Raw genomic sequence first — 19895 nt, forward strand, 5'->3', positions numbered from 1 at the left:
TCGTCAGCCGTGGGCCGGCTTGGTCCGACTGACCTCGTCATCCTGCTCCGCCGAGGACTCATCGGAACCCGGATCGGCTTGACCGGTCGGGTAGGGCTGACCCGGATACGTCGGTGCCGGTTCACCGCTATAGCTGGGCCGATGAGATGACCTTGGGGGCCATCCCGGCGCATGCCAGCCCGCCGGGGCACCGTAGTCAGGCTGGGTGGAGCCGTACTGGCGGTCACCGGACCGGTGGGTGCCGGCGGGCGAACCGTTGGCGCCGTGCCCGGTTTGGCCGGCGTCGGACCGGGCGGCCTCAGCGGCTTGGGTAGCCTGCGCAATCGCCGCCTTGAACGCCGGCTCGGGGACCGGCTGGGGCCAAGGTTCGCCGCGTTCGATCGCGAGCTCGCCGGGTGTCTTGATGGGCGGTTTGTCCGACGGGATCCGGCCACCGAAGTCGTCGAACATGGTGAGCCGCGGCCGCTTTTCGACGTCAGCGAAGATGCTTTCCAGCTCGGGTCGGTGCAGGGTCTCCTTTTCCAGCAGCTCGCCGGCCAAAGTGTCCAGCACGTCGCGGTATTCGGTCAGGATTTCCCACGCTTCGGTATGCGCCGCCTCGATAAGCTTGCGGACCTCTTCGTCGATCTCGCGGGCGACCTCGTGGGAGTAGTCCGGCTGGGTGCCCATGGTACGTCCGAGGAACGGGTCGCCGTGTTCGGAGCCGTATTTGACCGCGCCCAGCTTGGAGCTCATTCCAAATTCGGTGACCATTGAGCGCGCTATCTTGGTGGCCTGCTCGATGTCGGACACCGCGCCGGTGGTCGGCTCACGAAACACCAGTTCTTCGGCGGCGCGCCCACCCATCGCGAACACCAGTTGCGCGATCATTTCCGAGCGGGTCCGCAGGCCCTTGTCTTCTTCCGGCACCGCCACCGCGTGCCCGCCGGTACGCCCGCGCGCCAGGATCGTCACCTTATAAATCGGCTCGATATCGGGCATCGCCCAAGCGGCCAGGGTGTGCCCGCCCTCGTGATAGGCGGTGATCTTCTTCTCCTGCTCGCTGATGATCCGGCCTTTGCGGCGCGGGCCGCCGATCACCCGGTCCACCGCTTCCTCGAGGGCGGGACCGGTGATGACGGTGCCGTTCTCCCGGGCGGTCAGCAGCGCCGCCTCGTTGATGACGTTGGCCAGGTCGGCTCCGGTCATGCCGACGGTCCGCTTGGCCAGTCCGTCGAGGTCGGCGTCCGCGGCCATCGGCTTGCCCTTGGAGTGCACGCGCAGCACCGCCCGCCGACCCGCCAGATCGGGGTTGGATACCGGGATCTGGCGGTCGAAGCGGCCCGGCCGCAACAGCGCCGGGTCCAGGATGTCGGGCCGGTTGGTGGCCGCGATCAGGATGACGCCGGCGCGATCGCCAAAACCGTCCATTTCGACTAGCAACTGGTTGAGGGTCTGCTCACGCTCGTCGTGACCGCCGCCCAGCCCGGCGCCTCTTTGTCGGCCGACGGCGTCGATCTCGTCGACGAAGATGATGCACGGGCTGTTCTGCTTGGCCTGCTCGAACAGGTCTCTGACACGGGATGCGCCGACGCCGACGAACATTTCGACGAAGTCGGAGCCGGAGATGGTGAAGAACGGCACTCCGGCTTCGCCGGCCACCGCACGAGCCAGCAACGTCTTACCGGTTCCCGGCGGCCCGTAGAGCAGCACGCCTTTGGGGATCTTGGCGCCCAGCGCTTGGTACCTGCTGGGGTTCTGCAGGAAGTCCTTGATCTCGTAGAGCTCCTCGACCGCCTCGTCGACACCTGCGACGTCGGCGAAGGTGGTCTTGGGCATGTCCTTGCTCAGTTGCTTGGCGCGTGACTTGCCGAACCCGAAGCCCATCCGGGCGCCGCCTTGCATGCGGGAGAACATCACGAACAGCCCCACCAGCAACAGCAGCGGCAGCACGTAGACCAGCAGCTCGCCCAGGATGCTGCCCTGGTTGACGACCGTGCTGACCTTCGCGTTTTTGGCGCTGAGCGCGTTGAACAGGTCGACGGCGTACCCGGTGGGGTACTTGGTGATGACCTTCTCGGACCCGTCGGTCTCGTTGTTACCCTTCTTCAGGATCAGCCGCAGCTGTTGCTCGCGATCGTCGATCTGTGCGCTCTTGACGTTGTCGCCGTTGATCTGTGTTATCGCCACCGAGGTATCAACGGGCTTGTAGCCGCGGGTGTCGTCGCTGAAGTAAAAGAACGACCAGCCGAGCAGCACCACGACGGCGATCGCTGTTATGGTGCGAGTCACGTTTTTCCGGTTCATCGATCATCGGCCGTGCCGGCCAGGTCCTTCCCGATACACGCAGCTGGAAAGTCCAGGTTACCGCTCGTGGCGATCGCAAACCCGGCGGAGCCGGGTGCAGCGGGTCGCCACCATCAGCCCCGTGGCGATCGCAAACCCCGCGCCTGGCGACAATGCGGCCCGCAAAACGGGCCGAGGAGGAGCCAGGCAATCACCCCAGAGCCGGGTGCAGCGGGTCGCCACCATCAGCCCCGTGGCGATCGCAAACCCCGCGCCTGGCGACAATGCGGCCCGCAAAACGGGCCGAGGAGGAGCCAGGCAATCACCCCAGAGCCGGGTGCAGCGGGTCGCCACCATCAGCCCCGTGGCGATCGCAAACCCCGCGCCTGGCGACAATGCGGCCCGCAAAACGGGCCGAGGAGGAGCCAGGCAATCACCCCAGAGCCGGGTGCAGCGGGTCGCCACCATCAGCCCCGTGGCGATCGCAAACCCCGCGCCTGGCGACAATGCGGCCCGCAAAACGGGCCGAGGAGGAGCCAGGCAATCACCCCAGAGCCGGGTGCAGCGGGTCGCCACCATCAGCCCCGTGGCGATCGCAAACCCCGCGCCTGGCGACAATGCGGCCCGCAAAACGGGCCGAGGAGGAGCCAGGCAATCACCCCAGAGCCGGGTGCAGCGGGTCGCCACTGGCTAGACCAACGACCGGTAGTTCCCGACGGCGTCGGAAAATCCGACAGCTGAGCGTTCGGGTCAAACACGCGGTGCACCGGACCTGATTTGGCTCGAATTGGTGCGCACCGAGGGTCGGGCACATCGCTCCGGTCGCATGTGTCACTGCACCGGGCGACACCCGATCTGCCCAGCTCTCAGCGACAGCTGCCTGACCTGCGGTTTTGTTCACAAGTTGGTTGCGGCTGTGCGGGATTGTAGGCGGCGTTGACCGGCAGAAACCGAGTTGTCGCGCATAGGTGAGCACAGCGACCATCGCCCCCGGTGGAGTCCAGTGTTGCGGACGTGACTAAAGAGCAGCACGGGCAGCGGGAGCAGAACTCGGGTCAATTGAGTCATCCAGCGCGCGAACGTGGTTCGGCGCAGCCCCGGTTGGCTGTCTGGGCGTGAAGGTGCTCCCGAGCGGCCGGCCCGCCATGAAGGCGCGCCAAAGCTTTGGCATTGTGCACATTTTCCACCCGTGCTCTATTAATGCTGAGCCGCGAATTGTGAGCCCAGTCGGGAAACACGCGGAGCACCAGAGTCACCGCAGCGGCCGGGGCGGTTCAACTCACCATGGATCGCTCTCGTCGTCTGGTGCTGGACAATCGTCGCTGTAGCGCGTCGCGAACACCTCAGCTTCTGCTGCCGCGGCTTCTTCCGGCGATGGTAACCCCCAGGTTTCGCCCACGGTCTTACGTAGCAGTGCGACGCGGTGTTCATCTGCATCGACCTGTTGACTCATCCTGTCAAGGATGAAGGCGTACTGGGCCGACTGCGCCTTCTGCCGCGCCAGGTCGGCAATCACCAGGATCTCAGAAGCGAGCTGCGACTCACTCATCCAGGCCACCCTGGCCGACAGCTCGACATGGTCAATCCGGCCGTCCATCAGCGTCGATACCGACACCGTGCGTGGGGGATTCGTCACGGTAAAAAGCGCGATCTCTTGTTCGGTGTCCGTCTCCGCCTGACCGTGGGCATTGTCCAGGTCGGGTCCGGTGTCCGGGGTCGCCGCCGACCCGACGCCAATAATCGGATCCGCAGTCCAGCCCTCCGCGCCGTCGGCACCCCAGAGATCCACGGCGTCGAAATCGTTGCTGTCAAAGTCATTTCCGGGCAAGTCCACCGTCCCTTCGGAATTCATTGCCACCCGGGAAGGGTCGGCCTGGGCAGCTGGCGTGGTCAGTCCGAACAGGTCGTTGGGAAGACGCTGTGGCCTGCACTGCGGGCAGCAAACGTGGTCAGGTAAACAACCCGTCGATAGCCTTGCGCCACGCTTCGTCGGCCTCGCTATATATCTTCGCCGCAATTCGAAGACTTTTGGCGAGATCGACACCGGCCGTATGCAAGGACGAGCCCAGGGCATTGTGGGCAGTCAAGTACACATTTAACGTGTCGTTGAACTGTGAGCAGTACGGACCGTGAGTGATCGCCACAGATTCGCCTAGGCCAGCGGCAGCTTCGACGCCCGAGGAGGCATCGACCGCCGCGTTGTCATGGTGCGACGCCAGTACACCGAGACGCTCGGGCTGGACGGTCAAGTTTTCCGTCATTGATCGTGTCCCTTCCGTTTAGCATTGCGCGTTGTTAGGCGCTGGCTAGCAATGGATTTGGCTCGCCATGCCGTTAGACGACGTTTCGTACCAGCACCTTTTGCCCACCGCCCGCGTCAGCTTCGACTGGCGCGCGCTCGGCGTCTTCAGTGCCCGCCGCCGCGCCTTCCGAGTACTTCTTCGTCGTCGTCCCTTTCGACGCCCCCGAAGAGGGGTGCATGCCGCCCATGCCTACGGGTCCGCCCATACCTTGGGAACCCTGCGCGGAGACCAGCTGCGACTGCCCGCCGACCTGCTCGGCAGCGGCGCCGACCGGGCCATCAGCTCGGGGCCGTAGCGCCTGCCGAGTTGAGGCGGCATGGACCTGAGCCAGGCTCGGCAAGCCCCCAAAACCGGACCCGCCCCCAATGCCGGCCAGGGCGGGCAAGCTGGCTGAGCTCGCCAGGCTATCCGCGTGAGCCAAGCCCGACGATGCGGACAGACCGGCCGCACCGAACAAGCCAGTCACTTGCGACAAGCCGCTGGTCGCGCCGGTCAAGCCGGGGACGCCCGCAAAGAAGGACTCCAGGTTCGACCACCCTCGAGAGAACAGTCCGGTCACCCACCCCGTGAGCTTGTCCCAAAGCTCTTTCAGGCCGTTGAGCGCGTTTGTGATGAACTCCCACACTTCTCCGAGGGTGCCCTTGATGATGTCCGCCACATCCGAAATGATGTCCGCAATGGCGGCCGCGACCAACTCCGCCAATTTGGCAAGCAATTTGAGGAGTTGAGTCGCGTTGATCAGCGTTTTCACGACCAAGTAGGCAAGCGCGCCGCCCACTACGGCCATCGCGCCCGCGCAAAACGGCGCCTGGAAGGCGGCCGATAGGGCGTGCCCGACGACCGGGATGTAGGTCAGGTCCACAGCCACCGGGCGCACGAACTCGAGACCTTTCTTGGCGCCCTCCAGGATGTCGCGGGTCGTCTGGACCGCGTTGGCCTGGTCGTGGATCAGGCTGATGAGCTGACGATCGAGGTCTGCCAGTTCCTGGAAAAAATTCACGTGGTTGCGGTTTTTGCCGGCGTATTTGTCCGCGGCCGAACCTAACCAGCCATCACCCGGAAACGCTGCTGCCAGCTCCTCCAGGGCTTTTTCGAAGTACTCTAGTGAGGAGTAAAGGATACCCCCTTGGTTGGGTATTCCAATCCCCAGAAGGTCGTACAAGCCGTCAATGGCACTGATCGTTGGATCGATGATGAACGCTCTGCTCATGCCTGCCGCCTATCTCAACGGTCGTCGATTCCATGCATAGCCTTGGTTCTGCATTGCACGCGTAGGGCCTACAGTCTGGCTGTCATGCTTGGCCGATGTCAACAGTTTTTTTCATGCTAAGCAGATCGTCAGTTTTGAGTTCGTGAAGACGGCATGTTCACTTGTTGTCGACTACATCGTCTGCGCACATTTGCCCTCCTGCAACTGCGCTGCGACAATGCGCCAACCGCCGTGTAGGCGGCGCGATCCCAAGGCAGTGTCTCCGACGTCGATGCCTGCGCTTCGCCTTCGATCGGTATGAGATCTGTTGCAGGAGAGTCTATATAGTGTGCTCATGGGGCTAGCCGGCGGCGGCCTCGTGGCGGGCACAATCACCTCGCCGGTGGCGCAATCAGGGCTGTGCTAACCCACCATCACTCACCCGATTCGGCGTCGAAGCGGGGCGCTCTCATGGTTGCGAGGCAAAGCAAATCTCGGTTGTCCTAAATCGCGTCCGCTAAACACCTAGCTAGGCCGATCTGTCATTATCTCCGATCATGTTTGATAAGGCGACGAAAACCGACGATGGAAATCCGTTGCGCTCGGCAAGATCGGCGAAGTATTGCGGCGGCCTTATCTAAACCACTGAAGTTTTAGTAATTATCCGTCCGAGATATCCGAATATAGCGAACACCGGTACCTTGCGAAGAAAAGCCTGAATCTGATAACGCCGATATCCACTCGGGAGTTATCGGGCAACGGAAAGCGAAACGGCCTCCGTCGGAGAGCGACTGGGATAGCCCTGGTTCCGGGTGGTTTGCTATCCCGGGATAACGGCAGTGCTACATGCTCGGACCGATTTGCGATGCAGCCCCACCAATGCGGTGTCTCGCCTTAGTAGACACCTGCCGAGGATGGGTTACATGGTGGTCAGCTACTGAGCCAACCGGTCGCACGGCGAGCCGTATCAAGATCACGCCAAGACAGCGGTTAATTCTATCAGCAAATGTTTCTATAGGACTCTATAGCCCGCCTGAGCTATTCCGGTGCTGTCGGCTAAGCCTGTGACCGGTGTCACTGCAGCAAGCCATTTCACCGATTGGCTCACGTTTGGGACCCTCGACTGACTGCGGTTGGTTGACCTGCTGCTTTTGTCCGCGAATTCACCGGAATTTGAACTGGACCTGGCCGGCAATCGTGGGGCAGTCACTGTGAGCTGTAGCCATGCCAGCTGCACAGGAAGTGCGATCCGGACGTCAAGGGAGGCCCGACTGGTCCGGCCGGCCGATCAATGATGCGCGGCAGCACCCGCGACAATCGCCTCTGGCTGCTCCCCAAGCCCTTCTCAGGCCGGTGCCCGGTGTGATTTGGTGAGACGATGGGCGCACCTACCGAACGGTTAGTTGATACCAACGGCGTGCGACTGCGAGTGGTCGAGGCCGGTGAGCCCGGCGCACCCGTGGTGATACTGGCCCACGGCTTTCCCGAACTGGCCTATTCATGGAGACACCAGATTCCTGCGCTTGCCGACGCCGGCTACCACGTGTTGGCTCCCGATCAGCGCGGTTACGGCGGATCGTCTCGCCCAGAGGCGATCGAGGCCTACGACATTCACCGGTTGACCGCTGACCTAGTGGGCCTACTAGATGATGTCGGTGCCGAGCGGGCGGTCTGGGTTGGTCATGACTGGGGTGCCGTGGTGGTGTGGAACGCGCCACTGCTGCACGCTGACCGAGTCGCCGCCGTTGCCGCGTTGAGCGTCCCCGCGCTGCCCCGGGCACAGGTGCCGCCGACGCAAGCGTTCCGCAGCAGGTTTGGGGAGAACTTCTTCTACATCCTTTATTTCCAGGAGCCCGGCATCGCCGACGCCGAACTCAATGGCGACCCGGCCCGCACGATGCGCCGAATGATCGGCGGTCTGCGCCCTCCGGGCGATCAGAGCGCGGCAATGCGTATGCTGGCGCCCGGCCCCGACGGCTTTATCGATCGGCTTCCGGAGCCGGCCGGGTTGCCGGCCTGGATTAGTCAGGAGGAACTCGACCACTACATCGGCGAGTTCACCCGCACCGGTTTCACCGGCGGCCTGAACTGGTACCGCAACTTCGACCGCAACTGGGAGACCACGGCCGACCTCGCCGGCAAGACGATCTCCGTGCCCTCGTTGTTCATTGCGGGCACAGCCGATCCCGTCTTGACGTTCACCCGCACCGACCGCGCTGCGGAGGTGATCTCCGGCCCGTATCGCGAGGTGCTGATCGACGGGGCCGGTCACTGGCTGCAGCAGGAACGTCCCGGTGAGGTGACCGCGGCCCTGCTGGAGTTCCTGACGGGGTTGGAGTTGCGATGAAGGCACCGTTGCGTTTTGGCGTTTTCATCACGCCATTCCATCCGACCGGTCAATCCCCGACCGTGGCGTTGCAATACGACATGGAGCGCGTCGTTGCGCTGGACCGGCTCGGCTACGACGAGGCGTGGTTTGGCGAACACCACTCCGGTGGCTACGAGCTGATCGCTTGCCCGGAGGTGTTTATCGCGGCCGCAGCGGAACGGACCACCCACATCCGGCTAGGTACCGGAGTGGTTTCGCTGCCCTACCATCATCCGCTAATGGTGGCCGACCGTTGGGTGCTGCTGGATCACCTGACCCGTGGGCGGGTCATGTTCGGCACCGGCCCCGGCGCGCTGCCGTCGGACGCCTACATGATGGGCATCGATCCGGTCGAGCAGCGACGAATGATGCAGGAGTCCCTCGAGGCGATTCTCGCGCTGTTCCGTGCCGCACCTGACGAGCGAATCGACCGCCACTCCGACTGGTTCACCCTGCGTGAAGCGCAATTGCACATCCGCCCCTACACCTGGCCGTACCCCGAAATCGCTACCGCAGCCATGATTTCGCCATCGGGTCCGCGACTGGCCGGTGCGCTGGGCACGTCGCTGTTATCACTGTCGATGTCAGTGCCCGGCGGCTACGCTGCGCTGGAAACAGCGTGGGGCGTGGTGCGGGAGCAGGCCGCCAAAGCTGGGCGGGGCGAGCCGGATCGCGCCGATTGGCGGGTGTTGAGCATCATGCACTTGTCGGACAGCCGCGACCAGGCGATCGACGACTGCACTTACGGGTTACCCGACTTCTCGAGGTACTTCGGCGCGGCAGGGTTTGTCCCGTTGGCGAACACCGTGGAAGGCACCCAGTCGTCTCGGGAATTCGTCGAGCAATACGCGGCCAAGGGAAATTGCTGCATCGGCACGCCCGATGACGCGATCGCCCACATTGAAGACTTGCTGCACCGGTCGGGTGGCTTCGGAACGTTGCTACTGCTCGGCCACGACTGGGCCCCGCCACCGGCAACCTTTCACTCCTATGAGCTGTTCGCCCGTGCTGTGATTCCTTATTTCAAGGGACAACTCGCGGCGCCGCGGGCGTCGCACGAATGGGCTAGAGGCAAGCGCGACCAATTGATTGGCCGCGCCGGCGAAGCGGTCGTCAAAGCCATCACCGAGCACGTCGCCGAACAAGGGGAAGCGGGCAGCTGACGCGGGCGCAGTGTTCCCAACGACGACATGCCCGTGTATCGGGCGCCAAAGTCGACGCTGATCGGCCCGCCCTGCGCGGACCCAACTTAGGACCCGGGTTAGGCCCAGCTGGAGCCGACGGCGCTGTCGGTTTGTGCCATGTTGTTGCCGGCAGCCTGCACCTTCTGCCCGTGGGCGTTGGCCTGCTCGTAGATCACCTGGAAGTTACGGCCCAGCTGGGTAATGAACCCCTGGCAGGCCGCCGAACCGGCGCCGCCCCAAAAGTCACTCGCGGTCAACACATCAGAAATGATGGCCTGATGCTCGGCCTCCAGCGACCCGGCCTGAGCGCGGATCATGGCGCCGTGAGCGTCGACGTCCCCGAATTGATAGTTGATGGTCATGTGTCCTCCTGAGTCGTCGGGCCGGGTCAGCTGCTGAGGATCTGCTGGGAGGCCTGCTCTTGCTGTTCGTAGTTGTTGGCGTCGCGAACCAGCCCGTCACGCACCCCGTGCAGCATGTTCACGATGTTGCGAAACGCCTGATTCATCTGGGTCATGGTGTCTAGCGAGGTCGCCTCGGCCATGCCACTCCAGCCCGCGCCGGAAATGTTTTGCGCGGACGCCCACATCCGGCGAGCCTCGTCCTCCACCGTCTGGGCGTGCACCTCAAAACGGCCCGCCATGTCCCGCATCGCGTGCGGATCCGTCATAAAACGCGAGGTCATATGAATTCCTCCCTTTGAATCGTCGAATTCGATCCTCGATCAACGAACGTAGTTGGTCATCCGCCAGCCGGCGGTTGGGCGATCACGGTCGGCTTGAATCCGTATCGAGGGGCAGCGAAGTTGTTAAACGCACGTCCGGCACCGCTACCCATGAGCGGCATCCCGCCAAACGCGTGTGTCGAACCTTCAGCGGCGGCCGCGGCTCCGAGGCCGTTGGACGCCGCCAGCACCGCGGGGCTCGCCGCCGGGGTCGTGGCGGTCCAAACGGCCGGAACCTTCAATCCCCCGACCGACGCCGCCTGACCGACGGCGCCCGCAACGCCGCTCAGGCCAGCACTCGGAATGGCCGGAACGGCGGCCGGCAACGCCTTGGCGGCCTCACCGGCGGCTTTGGCGCCTTCACTCGCCCACTTCGGCAGGTCGTGCGCCAGGCCAAAGTAGTCCTTGAATTGGGTGACCATGAGCCGAGCGGGCGAGACCCATTTGCCGAACGTGTCCATGGCCACGCTGGCATCAAGTTCGGCCGACCCGGTCACACCCTGCACAAAGTCGCCAAGCACTCCGCCCACGATGAGCCCGCTACCGTCCGAGGACCAGGTGTGCCCGGTCAAACCGAGCGCCTTGCCAAGGTCGGTGAGCCAAGGCGGTTCATTGGTGAAGATTCCGCTAAGCCCAAACAACGCTTTAGGAATGTCGGTGAGTGCTTGCGCATTTGCGGCCCCGCTGACAGCTTGTCCGACAGATGCGGCCTGGCTGGCCAGCCCGGCCGGGTTGATGGTCTGCGCCGCCGGATTGAATGGCGACAACTGCGTCGCCGCCGCCGACGCGCCAGCATAGCCGTACATCGCGGCCGCATCCTGGGCCCACATCTCGGCGTATTGCGCCTCGGTGGCCGCGATCGCCGCCGTGTTCTGGCCAAGGAAGTTCGTCGCCAGCAACGCCATCAACAACGCCCTGTTGGCCGCGATCTCCGGGGGCGGCACGGTCGCGAAAAACGCCGCCTCATAAGCACTCGCCGCTGCCACCGCTTGGCTGCCGGCTTGCTCGGCCTGCCCGGCGGTGCTCCTCAACCACGCCACCTGGGGCGTGGCGGCAGCCACCATGGACGCCGCGGAGGACCCCTGCCATGGCCCGTCGGCCAGGCCAGTGATCAGAGCGTCGTAGGTGGACGCCGTGGTTTGCAACTCGGCGGCCAGCGCCTCCCAGGCCGCCGCGGCAGCCAGCATCGGTCCCGAACCGGGTCCGGCGTACATCAGCGCGGAGTTGACCTCCGGCGGTAACTGAGCAAAGTCCAGCATCGGCCTCTCCTAAGCGATCGTGGCGGCGTTGGCAGCCTCGGTGGCCGCATATGAACCGGCGCTGATGCCCAGCGTGGTCGCCAACTGCTCCTGGACCGCCATCGCCTCGGCACTAATCGCCTGGTACAGCTGTGCATGCGCGGCAAACTGGGAGGCGGTTAGCAGGGACACCAAATCAGCGGCGGCCGGAACCACACCCGTCGTCGGGCCCGCCACCGCTGCATTTCCGGCCCGCGCAACGGCGTTGATCGACTGCAGTTCCCCCGCGGTCGCAGCCAGCATCTCTGGCTCGGCGTGCATGATCGACATGGTATTTTCCTCCCTCTAATGCACGTTGCATCAATAGCTTTCGGCGTTCCCCGCTGAAGACCACACGACAGGCTAGCCATCCTTATAGGAACATCACAGACTTCACACAGGTTGTTCACGGCTAAGTCAATAACAATTCATTTACTTCAAGGGCATTTCCGTAGCTTTTGAAATTCCCCTGAAATTCATTGGTAACAAGTAATTTGAGTTTGGTATGAATTTCGGGGTACTGGCATCGACGGGCCCTACAATGCGCAACTTGCGCACACCACGCCACGCTGAAGCAACCGTCGACCGATTCAACGGCGCAGGCGCTAGGGTCCCAGGCATGATCCGATTGGTCCGTCATTCGATCGCCCTGGTGGCCGCCGGCCTTGCCGCCGCATTGTCGGGGTGCGATTCCCACAACTCGGGATCGCTCGGTGCCGATCCGCGGCAGGTGACCGTGTTCGGATCCGGGCAAGTGCAGGGTGTGCCGGACACGTTGATCGCTGACGTCGGCATTCAGGTCACCGCGGCCGACGTCACCAGCGCGATGAACCAGACCAATGATCGCCAGCAAGCGGTGATCGATGCACTGGTGGGTGCCGGCCTGGACCGCAAGGACATCCGCACCACCAGGGTCACCGTGGCACCGCAGTACAGCAATCCGGAGCCGGCCGGAACCGCCACCATCACCGGGTATCGGGCAGACAACGACATCGAGGTGAAGATCCACCCGACCGACGCCGCGTCGCGGCTGCTGGCCCTCGTCGTCAGCACCGGCGGTGACGCCACCCGGATCAGCTCGGTCAGCTACTCGATTGGCGACGACTCGCAGCTGGTGAAGGATGCCCGGGCGCGCGCCTTCCAAGACGCCAAGAACCGTGCGGACCAGTACGCACAACTGTCGGGGCTGCGGCTAGGCAAGGTGATCTCGATCTCCGAGGCATCTGGCGCCGCGCCCACGCACGAGGCGCCGGCGCCGCCGCGCGGCCTATCCGCGGTGCCGCTGGAACCCGGCCAGCAGACGGTGGGCTTCTCGGTCACGGTGGTCTGGGAACTGACCTAGCCGCCTACTGATAGACCCTGGGGTCCAGCGTCCCGATGTATGACAGGTCACGGTAGCGTTCGTCGTAGTCCAGGCCGTAGCCCACGACGAAGTCGTTGGGAATGTCGAAACCCACGTACGCGATTTCGACGTTGGCGTGCACCGCATCGGGCTTGCGCAGCAGCGTGCACACCCGCAATGACCGCGGATTCCGGCTCGTCAGGTTCCGCGACAACCACGAAAGCGTAAGGCCGGAGTCGACGACGTCCTCGACGATCAGCACGTCGCGGCCGTGGATGTCGCGGTCGAGGTCCTTGAGGATCCGCACCACGCCCGACGAGGATGTCGATGACCCATACGAACTCACCGCCATGAACTCGAACTGGGTCGGCACGGGAATCGCTCGCGCCAGGTCGGTGACGAAGAGCACCGCGCCCTTCAGCACGGTGATCAGCAGCAGATCCTGGCCGGTGGTAGCGGACAGCTCGCGGTAGTCGTTGCCGATCTGCTCGCCGAGCTCGGCGATGCGGGCCTGAATCTGCTCGGCCGTGAGCAGCACCGACTTGATGTCCCCCGGATAAAGCTCCGCCGTCTGCCCGGGGGTGATCGCCGAGGAGCTCTGGGTCACGTGCACAGCGTGCCACGCCGCGGGACCAACGACCAACGCGGGCGTCAAACGGGCTCGCGCCGCAACACAAGTACGCCGTCGCGCCGCCCGGCGACCAGTCGCTGACCGCGCAACGTGGACCCAACCGCTACCCCGCCCTGACCGCGCCACGCGGTGACCAGCCGGTCCACTCCGCGGATCTGCCTGTCGGTCAGTCCGGTCGCGCCGCCGGCCAGCAGCCAGCCCCGAATCACCCGGCGCCGCACCGCATCCGGCAGCGCGGTCAAGGCGCTGGTACTCAACTCCTGTCCCCGTGAGCCAGCAACAGCGGCTCCGGGCAGCGCCTGCGCAGCGATCGTGTCGATGAGGTCAGTGTCCTCGCGCAACGCTGTCGCGGTGCGAGCCAGCGCTTCGGCCACACCTCCGCCCAGCACGTCCTCCAGCAGTGGCAGCACTTCGGTGCGCAATCGGGTTCGGGTGAAGCGGCGGTCGGTGTTGTGCGGATCCTGCCAGGCGGTCAGGCCCAGCTCCCGGCAGGCCGCATGTGTCACGCTGCGGCGCACCCCCAGCAGCGGCCGGCACCAGGGCGGATCGTACGGACGCATGCCGGCGATCGACCGGGCCCCCGAACCACGGCCAAGCCCCAACAACACTGTCTCGGCCTGATCATCGAGCGTATGGGCCAACAGCACCGGGCCATCGCGGTGCTCCTCCAATGCCGAGTAGCGGGCGCTGCGCGCCGCCGCCTCCCGGCCGCCGGCCGCGCCCACCTGAACGCAAAGCACCCGCGCGTCCACACATCCCAGCGAAATCGCTTGTATGCGAGCTGTTTCCGCGACCGTGGCCGAGCCGGGCTGCAGACCGTGGTCCACGATCAGTGCGGTGGTGGGCCACAGCCGTGCGGCTACAGCGGTGAGCGCCAACGAGTCCGGGCCGCCGGAGAGCCCCACGCTCCAACGGTCGCAGGCGTCGAGATGGACCCGAGCGAACTGCTCCGCAGCCGCACGCAGCTGCGCTACAGCACTCTGTCGATCCATCGCTGCGGGTTTTCGATCTCGGCAGGCAACGGCAGCGTCTCGGGGCCCGACCAGATCGTGTTGAACAGCTTCATTCCCGCCCGGTCGACCACATGGTCGACGAATGCCTTGCCTCGGGTGTACTGGCTGAGCTTGGCGTCGAAGCCCAGCAGAGCTCGCACCAGCCGCTGCAGCGGCGGCTGTTTGTGATGACGACGGTCGTCGAAGCGGCGGCGGATGGTGGCCACCGAGGGCACCACCATCGGCCCGACCGCATCCATCACATGCTCGGCATGGCCTTCCAGCAGCGTGCCAAGTACCAGCAGCTGGTCTAAGGCCTTACGTTGCGGCTCGGATTGCACGGCTCGCACCAGGCCCAGAATGCCCGACGGGTTGACCTCGGAATCGTCGGTACCGTGTCCACGGCTGCGGATGAAGTCCGCCAGCCGGCTCACCACCCGCCCGATGTCGTCAACGGGTTCGAAGGTCAACAGGTTTAGCGCCTGCGACATGTAGCCGGACAGCCAGGGGTTGGCGGTGAACTGGACTCGGTGGGTGACCTCGTGCAGGCACACCCACAACCGGAAATCGGACGGCTCGACCCGCAGTTGACGCTCGACGGCGATCACATTGGGATATACCAGCAGCAAGCAGCCTTCTCCGGCGGCTCCGAACGGGTCGTACTGGCCGAGGATGCCCGAGGCCACAAACGCCAGCACGGCACCGGTCTGCGCACCGGTGATCCGACCGGTGAGAAACCCCCGCGGTTTGGCGCTTCCGTGCGTCATCGCCCGCATCGATTCGGCGGCCGAGCGAATCCACGCCGGCCGGTCGACGACACGGGCCGGCGGCACCACACCGTCGGCGATCAGACCGGTGACGTCGCGCACCGGCGGTTCGGCCTTCTCCGCCGCGACGGTCAGCTCGTCGATCACCTGGCGACGGGTGTATTCGGTGGACGGCGGAGCGGGCCGGGCCAGCCGCTCCCCGACGCTGGCCGCAAATTCCCAATCGACCGTGTTCCCCAGTGTCAGCTCGGACGCTCCGGTCACGTCGTGCACCCGCAGAACCACAACTTAGTGGCCAGAGCGTCCATCGCGTTGCGACCGTTGGGACCGGCTTCGTTGGAGATGAACGCGAAGGTGAGCACTCGGCCGCTACGGTCGGTGAGCACCCCGACTAGCGAGTTGATCGCGGTCAGCGAGCCGGTCTTGGCCCGCAACCACCCGGCCGGACCCTGGTCGGTGGCCGCGTCGAGGAAGCGCTCGCCCAGCGTGCCACTGCCACCGGCGATCGGTAGCAGATCCAGCAGCGGCCGCAACGCGGGCTGGTCGGGTCCAGCCGCGGCCTGCATCGTTGCATCGAGCGTCCGAGCGGTCAGGCGGTTGTCGAGCGACAATCCACTAGAATCCACCAGCGCAGCGCCGGCGGTGTCGATGTGTGCGGTGTTCAATCGGCTGGTCACCGCGTCGACCGCGCCACTAAAGCTCTGCGGCCGGTTGATCGCGACCGCTACCTCGCGGCCGATGCACTCGGCCATCACATTGTCGGAGGCGTTCATCATCTGAGACAGTCGCTGGATCAACGGCGCCGACTGCACCACGGCCAGCTGCCGCGCGCCGGCCGGAGCCGATGCGATCGTCACCGCCGCGGGGTCCAGGCCAAGGGCTTTGGCCAACTCCCGACCGGCATCCAGCGCCGGGGTGCGGGACCGTCTCGAATTGACGGTGGTCGGCTGGATACGCCCGGCGTCGATCATCGCCGCTTCGATCGGCGCGATGTCACCGTTGTCGATATCGGCCGGATCCCAACCCGGCGCCATCGTCGGACCGCTAAACGCCGAAGCGTCCACCTGCACGGCGGTGGGCGTCACACCGCTGCGGCGAATTTGTTCGACGAGGTCACCGATGCGAGCCGCGCCGTGATACCAGGTGTCCTGACCGGGCGGCGCTGCCGACAGCGTCGGATCGCCCGCGCCCACCAACACGACAGGTCCCTGGGGGTTCTGGCCGCCGGCCACCACCCGCGTGCTGATCCGGGCCTGTCGGTCCAGTGTCAGCAGAGCCGCCGCCGCCGTCAGGATTTTGTTGGTCGAAGCCGGCACCAAGGGCACGTCGTCTAGCCGCTGCCAAAGTTCTTGTCCGGTCAGGGCATCGGTGATCCGACCTGCTAACTTGCCCAGATCAGGATCGGCCGCCACCACCGCAAGCGCCGCGGTCACGCCAGCGGCACTCGGTGTCGCAGCGGTGTCCGCCACAGGGACCACTCCCGCCTTGACTGTGGGTGGCCGCGGTGGAGGCGCAGGTGCGCGCACGCCAGCCCGGTGACCACCAGTAGTGACCAGCGCTGCGGCCGCCACCACAACGGCGACAAACGCCAGCACGGCCGCGCCGACGACCACGTGCGTGGATTTCCGCCAGCGTGTGGGACCCATGAGCTCTCCTGCCTTTCCGGTCCCATTCTGCCGAACCGGCCGGGCGACGCTGCCACGGTACCGGCTCGACTAGGGTGTCCACGGACGCATTGGACCTGCCCGTTGTCCCATGCACTCTGATCTGAAGGAGCCGACGCGTGCAATTCGACGTGACCATCGAAATTCCCAAGGGCCAGCGCAACAAATACGAGGTCGACCATGAGACGGGGCGGGTTCGTCTGGACCGGTACCTGTACACCCCGATGGCCTACCCGACCGACTACGGCTTCATCGAGGACACCCTAGGTGACGATGGCGACCCGCTGGACGCGCTGGTGCTGCTACCGCAGCCGGTCTTCCCCGGGGTGCTGGTGGCGGCGCGGCCGGTGGGGATGTTCCGGATGGTCGACGAGCACGGCGGCGACGACAAAGTGCTGTGCGTCCCAGCCGGTGACCCCCGGTGGGACCACGTCCAAGACATCGGGGACGTTCCGGCTTTCGAGCTGGATGCGATCAAGCATTTCTTTGTGCACTACAAGGACCTGGAACCAGGTAAGTTCGTCAAGGCGGCCGACTGGGTCGACCGCGCCGAAGCCGAGGCAGAGGTGCAGCGTTCAGTGGAGCGCTTCAAGGCCGGTACACACTGATTTGGGCTTAGGGCGCCCGCCCCGCGCCTTGGCACCCTCCGCCGGTCATGATCCGAACTTCGTGGGGGACCTGACTGTTAGGCGATTGCGCCGCACACTCTCGGTGAACGCCGCCCCGATAAAAACCACCCCCACCGAAGCGGTGACCCACTCGGGGACGGCGAATCGGTGGTCGATGGACAACAGCAAGATTATGGCGAGCGCGCCAATCGCCCAGTGTGCGCCGTGTTCCAGGTACACGTACCGGTCCAGTGTGTCCTGTCGCACCAGATAGATCGTGATCGACCGGACAAACATCGCACCCACCACACCAAGGCCGAGCGCGATGATGATCGGGTCCGTAGTGATCGCAAAGGCCCCGGTGACGCCGTCGAAAGAGAAGGCGGCGTCGAGCACCTCCAGATACAGGAACAACGCGCAACCAGCCTTTCCGGCCGCCTGCCTCGCCTGCACGCCCGGCGTGGCTTCACCCAACCCCGCCGGCCGGAACGCCCGGCTGATCCCGTTGACGACAAGATAGGTCACCATGCCCAAAAGGCCGGCGATCAGCACCGTACCCCGCTGATCGCTGGAGTGTGTCAACAGCGCGCCGGCAAGGACCAACCCAACACTGGCCACTATCACCGGGACCTGACCGAGTCGACCGATGCGGGCAAAGGGGACCTCAATCCACTTCAGCCATTTGATATCGCGGTCGTGAACGACGAAGTCCAGGAAAAGCATCAGCAGGAACATGCCGCCGAACGCCGCGATCTGCGGATGCGCAGCGGTGATCAGTTTTTCATAGCTGGGCGATCCGTCCGCAAATTCCAGCGCGCCATGGGCCGGTGGACGAAGCGCCAGCTCCATTGCGCGGACGGGGTCCAGGCCCGCGGTGGTCCAGATGATGGCCAGCGGGAACACCAGCCGCATCCCGAACACCGCAATAAGAATCCCGATGGTCAGGAACATCCGCTGCCAAAACGGGCTCATCCGCTGCAGAATCGCGGCGTTGATGATGGCGTTGTCGAACGACAGCGATACCTCAAGGAGCGCCAGAACCGCCAGCAAGAACAGGGCGGTCGGCCCGCCGTGCAAATATCCGGTAACCAACGCCACCACCGTCATCAGCAGCGAGAAGCCGAAGATGCGGAACGTTGACATGGATCCTTCCGAGGAAAAACCCCACAATAGCGACGAACCGACATCAATTGGTCAGGCTCGCGCCGCGCAGCGCGGCCAACCGGCCCGCCTACTATTTTCAGTCGTGACGATCCATGTCGGTTGGCCGTTGGCGCCGCCGCGGTGACCGAAGTCGGCGATACGGCATCTCCTGTTGGCTCCTCGGGCGCCTCTGGCGGAGCTATCGCAAGCGGCAGCGTAGCCCGGGTCGGCACGGCGGCCGCGGTTACCGCGCTGTGCGGCTACGCGGTGATTTATCTGGCGGCCCGCAACCTGGCTCCCAACGGCTTCTCGGTATTCGGGGTGTTCTGGGGCGCATTCGGACTGGTCACCGGGGCCGCCAACGGCCTGCTGCAAGAAACCACCCGCGAGGTCCGCTCGCTGGGGTACTTGGACGTCTCTGCAGACGGCCGCCGTACCCATCCGCTGCGGGTCTCCGGGATGGTCGGCCTCGGCTCGTTGGTCGTGATCGCCGGTAGCTCACCGTTGTGGAGCGGGCGGGTATTCGCCGAGGCGCGCTGGCTATCGGTCGCATTGCTCAGCATCGGGCTGGCTGGGTTTTGCCTACACGCCACCCTGCTGGGCATGCTGGCCGGCACCAACCGGTGGACCCAGTACGGCGCGCTGATGGTGGCCGACGCGGTCATCCGGGTGGTGGTCGCCGCGGCCACGTTCGTGATCGGATGGCAGCTGGTCGGGTTCATCTGGGCAACCGTGGCGGGTTCGGTTGCCTGGCTGATCATGTTGATGACCTCACCCCCGACACGCGCGGCCGCCCGCTTGATGACGCCCGGCGCTACTGCGACATTCCTGAGGGGCGCCGCCCATTCGATCATCGCGGCCGGTGCCAGCGCGATATTGGTGATGGGGTTTCCGGTCTTGCTGAAGCTAACCTCCAATGAACTGGGCGCGCAGGGAGGCGTTGTCATCCTTGCGGTGACGTTAACCCGGGCGCCACTGCTGGTGCCACTGACCGCCATGCAAGGCAACCTCATCGCGCATTTCGTCGATGAACGCACCGAGCGGATTCGGGCGCTAATCGCGCCGGCGGCGCTCATCGGCGGCGTTGGCGCAGTCGGGATGCTGGCGGCCGGCGTCGTAGGTCCATGGATTATGCGCGTCGCGTTCGGGTCGGAATACCAGTCCAGCAGCGCATTGCTGGCCTGGTTGACGGCGGCCGCGGTGGCGATCGCAATGCTGACACTCACCGGTGCCGCCGCGGTCGCGGCCGCACTGCACCGGGCGTATTCGCTGGGCTGGGTTGGTGCGACGGTTGGGTCGGGCTTGTTGCTGCTGCTGCCGCTGTCCTTGGAGACCCGCACCGTGGTCGCGTTGTTATGCGGTCCGCTGGTGGGAATCGGCGTCCATTTGGTGGCGCTGGCGCGGACGGACGAGTAAGCGGCCGATCAGCCCCGGACCA

20 protein-coding genes and 8 other annotated features are annotated in these 19895 nt (G+C 65.0%); of the genes, 5 read left to right on the top strand and 15 right to left on the bottom strand.

From position 1 onward, the window contains the following. Positions 1-3: 3 nt before the first annotated feature. The 6 genes from ftsH to espA all read right to left on the bottom strand — a co-directional run bounded on the left by ftsH (position 4) and on the right by espA (position 5778). Positions 4-2286 carry a zinc metalloprotease FtsH gene (ftsH, locus tag Rv3610c; RefSeq protein ID NP_218127.1) on the bottom strand — a complete coding sequence of 761 codons (2283 nt, stop codon included), beginning with the start codon at positions 2284-2286 and terminating at the stop codon, positions 4-6. Positions 2287-2351: 65 nt separating this feature from the next. Next, positions 2352-2369, bottom strand: a repeat region (18 bp direct repeat 2, GGGTTTGCGATCGCCACG). A 4-nt stretch (positions 2370-2373) separates the two neighbouring features. Next, positions 2374-2397, bottom strand: a repeat region ((24 bp) part of 111 bp direct repeat unit 6,GTGGCGACCCGCTGCACCCGGCTC). Further along, positions 2398-2508, bottom strand: a repeat region (111 bp direct repeat unit 5,GTGGCGACCCGCTGCACCCGGCTCTGGGGTGATTGCCTGGCTCCTCCTCGGCCCGTTTTGCGGGCCGCATTGTCGCCAGGCGCGGGGTTTGCGATCGCCACGGGGCTGATG). Next, positions 2407-2424 (bottom strand) — a repeat region (18 bp direct repeat 1, GGGTTTGCGATCGCCACG). Its footprint overlaps the feature before it by 18 nt. Further along, positions 2509-2619 (bottom strand) — a repeat region (111 bp direct repeat unit 4,GTGGCGACCCGCTGCACCCGGCTCTGGGGTGATTGCCTGGCTCCTCCTCGGCCCGTTTTGCGGGCCGCATTGTCGCCAGGCGCGGGGTTTGCGATCGCCACGGGGCTGATG). After that, positions 2620-2730, bottom strand: a repeat region (111 bp direct repeat unit 3,GTGGCGACCCGCTGCACCCGGCTCTGGGGTGATTGCCTGGCTCCTCCTCGGCCCGTTTTGCGGGCCGCATTGTCGCCAGGCGCGGGGTTTGCGATCGCCACGGGGCTGATG). Continuing rightward, positions 2731-2841: a repeat region (111 bp direct repeat unit 2,GTGGCGACCCGCTGCACCCGGCTCTGGGGTGATTGCCTGGCTCCTCCTCGGCCCGTTTTGCGGGCCGCATTGTCGCCAGGCGCGGGGTTTGCGATCGCCACGGGGCTGATG), on the bottom strand. Next, positions 2842-2952: a repeat region (111 bp direct repeat unit 1,GTGGCGACCCGCTGCACCCGGCTCTGGGGTGATTGCCTGGCTCCTCCTCGGCCCGTTTTGCGGGCCGCATTGTCGCCAGGCGCGGGGTTTGCGATCGCCACGGGGCTGATG), on the bottom strand. Beyond that, the gene (locus Rv3612c) at positions 2921-3250 is read right to left on the bottom strand and encodes a hypothetical protein (RefSeq protein ID NP_218129.1); all 330 of its coding nucleotides are present in this window, start codon (positions 3248-3250) and stop codon (positions 2921-2923) included. (Overlaps the previous feature by 32 nt.) 33 nt (positions 3251-3283) lie before the next feature. Then, positions 3284-3445, bottom strand: coding sequence for a hypothetical protein (locus tag Rv3613c; RefSeq protein NP_218130.1), 162 nt, complete (start codon positions 3443-3445; stop codon positions 3284-3286). Positions 3446-3544: 99 nt separating this feature from the next. Beyond that, complete coding sequence (gene espD, locus Rv3614c; protein ID NP_218131.1) at positions 3545-4099, bottom strand: ESX-1 secretion-associated protein EspD; 555 nt, start codon at positions 4097-4099, stop codon at positions 3545-3547. Between the two features lie 115 nt (positions 4100-4214). Next, positions 4215-4526, bottom strand: coding sequence for an ESX-1 secretion-associated protein EspC (espC, locus tag Rv3615c; protein NP_218132.1), 312 nt, complete (start codon positions 4524-4526; stop codon positions 4215-4217). Positions 4527-4599: 73 nt separating this feature from the next. After that, a complete protein-coding gene (gene espA, locus Rv3616c; RefSeq protein NP_218133.1) occupies positions 4600-5778 on the bottom strand; it encodes an ESX-1 secretion-associated protein EspA in 1179 nt (392 codons plus the stop codon). Positions 5779-7135: 1357 nt separating this feature from the next. Between espA and ephA the strand changes: the two genes are divergently transcribed. After that, entirely contained in the window at positions 7136-8104 is a 969-nt protein-coding gene (ephA, locus tag Rv3617; protein ID NP_218134.1) for an epoxide hydrolase EphA, read from the top strand. Continuing rightward, the gene (locus Rv3618) at positions 8101-9288 is read left to right on the top strand and encodes a monooxygenase (protein NP_218135.1); all 1188 of its coding nucleotides are present in this window, start codon (positions 8101-8103) and stop codon (positions 9286-9288) included. The genes ephA and Rv3618 overlap by 4 nt, the downstream gene beginning before the upstream one ends. A 98-nt stretch (positions 9289-9386) precedes the next feature. On the opposite strand, the gene esxV is transcribed toward Rv3618, so the two are convergent. Genes esxV through PE32 form a run of 4 tightly spaced genes read right to left on the bottom strand, consistent with a single transcriptional unit; the run spans position 9387 to position 11601 of the window. Then, entirely contained in the window at positions 9387-9671 is a 285-nt protein-coding gene (esxV, locus tag Rv3619c; RefSeq protein ID NP_218136.1) for an ESAT-6 like protein EsxV, read from the bottom strand. Between the two features lie 26 nt (positions 9672-9697). Further along, positions 9698-9994, bottom strand: coding sequence for an ESAT-6 like protein EsxW (gene esxW / locus Rv3620c; RefSeq protein ID NP_218137.1), 297 nt, complete (start codon positions 9992-9994; stop codon positions 9698-9700). 56 nt (positions 9995-10050) lie between these two features. After that, entirely contained in the window at positions 10051-11292 is a 1242-nt protein-coding gene (gene PPE65, locus Rv3621c) for a PPE family protein PPE65 (RefSeq protein YP_177998.1), read from the bottom strand. A gap of 9 nt (positions 11293-11301) precedes the next feature. Next, positions 11302-11601, bottom strand: a complete 300-nt coding sequence (gene PE32 / locus Rv3622c) for a PE family protein PE32 (RefSeq protein YP_177999.1) — start codon at positions 11599-11601, stop codon at positions 11302-11304. A gap of 328 nt (positions 11602-11929) precedes the next feature. On the opposite strand from PE32, the gene lpqG reads away from it, so the two are divergent. Next, entirely contained in the window at positions 11930-12652 is a 723-nt protein-coding gene (gene lpqG / locus Rv3623) for a lipoprotein LpqG (protein NP_218140.1), read from the top strand. 4 nt (positions 12653-12656) lie between these two features. Here lpqG and hpt read toward each other — a convergent pair whose 3' ends face one another. The 4 genes from hpt to Rv3627c are packed head-to-tail and all read right to left on the bottom strand — an operon-like array spanning position 12657 to position 16688. Continuing rightward, positions 12657-13307 (bottom strand): hypoxanthine-guanine phosphoribosyltransferase, encoded by a 651-nt coding sequence (gene hpt / locus Rv3624c; protein ID NP_218141.1) that lies wholly within the window; start codon positions 13305-13307, stop codon positions 12657-12659. Further along, complete coding sequence (gene mesJ / locus Rv3625c) at positions 13304-14275, bottom strand: tRNA(Ile)-lysidine synthase (RefSeq protein ID NP_218142.1); 972 nt, start codon at positions 14273-14275, stop codon at positions 13304-13306. Before mesJ ends, hpt begins: the two co-directional genes overlap by 4 nt. Continuing rightward, complete coding sequence (locus Rv3626c) at positions 14254-15306, bottom strand: hypothetical protein (RefSeq protein NP_218143.1); 1053 nt, start codon at positions 15304-15306, stop codon at positions 14254-14256. The genes mesJ and Rv3626c overlap by 22 nt, the downstream gene beginning before the upstream one ends. Further along, positions 15303-16688, bottom strand: coding sequence for a hypothetical protein (locus tag Rv3627c; RefSeq protein ID NP_218144.1), 1386 nt, complete (start codon positions 16686-16688; stop codon positions 15303-15305). Before Rv3627c ends, Rv3626c begins: the two co-directional genes overlap by 4 nt. Positions 16689-16825: 137 nt before the next feature. Here Rv3627c and ppa point away from each other — a divergent pair, with 137 nt between their 5' ends. After that, positions 16826-17314: an inorganic pyrophosphatase gene (ppa, locus tag Rv3628; RefSeq protein ID NP_218145.1), complete on the top strand. Its 489-nt coding sequence runs from the start codon at positions 16826-16828 to the stop codon at positions 17312-17314. Positions 17315-17359: 45 nt separating this feature from the next. On the opposite strand, the gene Rv3629c is transcribed toward ppa, so the two are convergent. Beyond that, positions 17360-18457 (bottom strand): integral membrane protein, encoded by a 1098-nt coding sequence (locus Rv3629c; protein NP_218146.1) that lies wholly within the window; start codon positions 18455-18457, stop codon positions 17360-17362. 120 nt (positions 18458-18577) lie between these two features. Here Rv3629c and Rv3630 point away from each other — a divergent pair, with 120 nt between their 5' ends. After that, a complete protein-coding gene (locus tag Rv3630) occupies positions 18578-19873 on the top strand; it encodes an integral membrane protein (protein ID NP_218147.1) in 1296 nt (431 codons plus the stop codon). Positions 19874-19895 lie beyond the last annotated feature (22 nt).

The sequence above is a fragment of the Mycobacterium tuberculosis H37Rv genome (genome assembly GCF_000195955.2).
Lineage (GTDB): Bacteria > Actinomycetota > Actinomycetes > Mycobacteriales > Mycobacteriaceae > Mycobacterium > Mycobacterium tuberculosis.

What these genes read in the sequence shown, in the direction of transcription:
- Rv3613c (NP_218130.1), bottom strand. Translation starts at nt 3,445, where the DNA reads ATGTGCACAATGCCAAAGCTTTGGCGCGCCTTCATGGCGGGCCGGCCG.
- PPE65 (YP_177998.1), bottom strand. Translation starts at nt 11,292, where the DNA reads ATGCTGGACTTTGCTCAGTTACCGCCGGAGGTCAACTCCGCGCTGATG.
- espC (NP_218132.1), bottom strand. Translation starts at nt 4,526, where the DNA reads ATGACGGAAAACTTGACCGTCCAGCCCGAGCGTCTCGGTGTACTGGCG.
- Rv3618 (NP_218135.1), top strand. Translation starts at nt 8,101, where the DNA reads ATGAAGGCACCGTTGCGTTTTGGCGTTTTCATCACGCCATTCCATCCG.
- PE32 (YP_177999.1), bottom strand. Translation starts at nt 11,601, where the DNA reads ATGTCGATCATGCACGCCGAGCCAGAGATGCTGGCTGCGACCGCGGGG.
- ftsH (NP_218127.1), bottom strand. Translation starts at nt 2,286, where the DNA reads ATGAACCGGAAAAACGTGACTCGCACCATAACAGCGATCGCCGTCGTG.
- Rv3627c (NP_218144.1), bottom strand. Translation starts at nt 16,688, where the DNA reads ATGGGTCCCACACGCTGGCGGAAATCCACGCACGTGGTCGTCGGCGCG.
- esxW (NP_218137.1), bottom strand. Translation starts at nt 9,994, where the DNA reads ATGACCTCGCGTTTTATGACGGATCCGCACGCGATGCGGGACATGGCG.
- Rv3612c (NP_218129.1), bottom strand. Translation starts at nt 3,250, where the DNA reads ATGGTCGCTGTGCTCACCTATGCGCGACAACTCGGTTTCTGCCGGTCA.
- mesJ (NP_218142.1), bottom strand. Translation starts at nt 14,275, where the DNA reads ATGGATCGACAGAGTGCTGTAGCGCAGCTGCGTGCGGCTGCGGAGCAG.
- ephA (NP_218134.1), top strand. Translation starts at nt 7,136, where the DNA reads ATGGGCGCACCTACCGAACGGTTAGTTGATACCAACGGCGTGCGACTG.
- lpqG (NP_218140.1), top strand. Translation starts at nt 11,930, where the DNA reads ATGATCCGATTGGTCCGTCATTCGATCGCCCTGGTGGCCGCCGGCCTT.
- esxV (NP_218136.1), bottom strand. Translation starts at nt 9,671, where the DNA reads ATGACCATCAACTATCAATTCGGGGACGTCGACGCTCACGGCGCCATG.
- Rv3629c (NP_218146.1), bottom strand. Translation starts at nt 18,457, where the DNA reads ATGTCAACGTTCCGCATCTTCGGCTTCTCGCTGCTGATGACGGTGGTG.
- espA (NP_218133.1), bottom strand. Translation starts at nt 5,778, where the DNA reads ATGAGCAGAGCGTTCATCATCGATCCAACGATCAGTGCCATTGACGGC.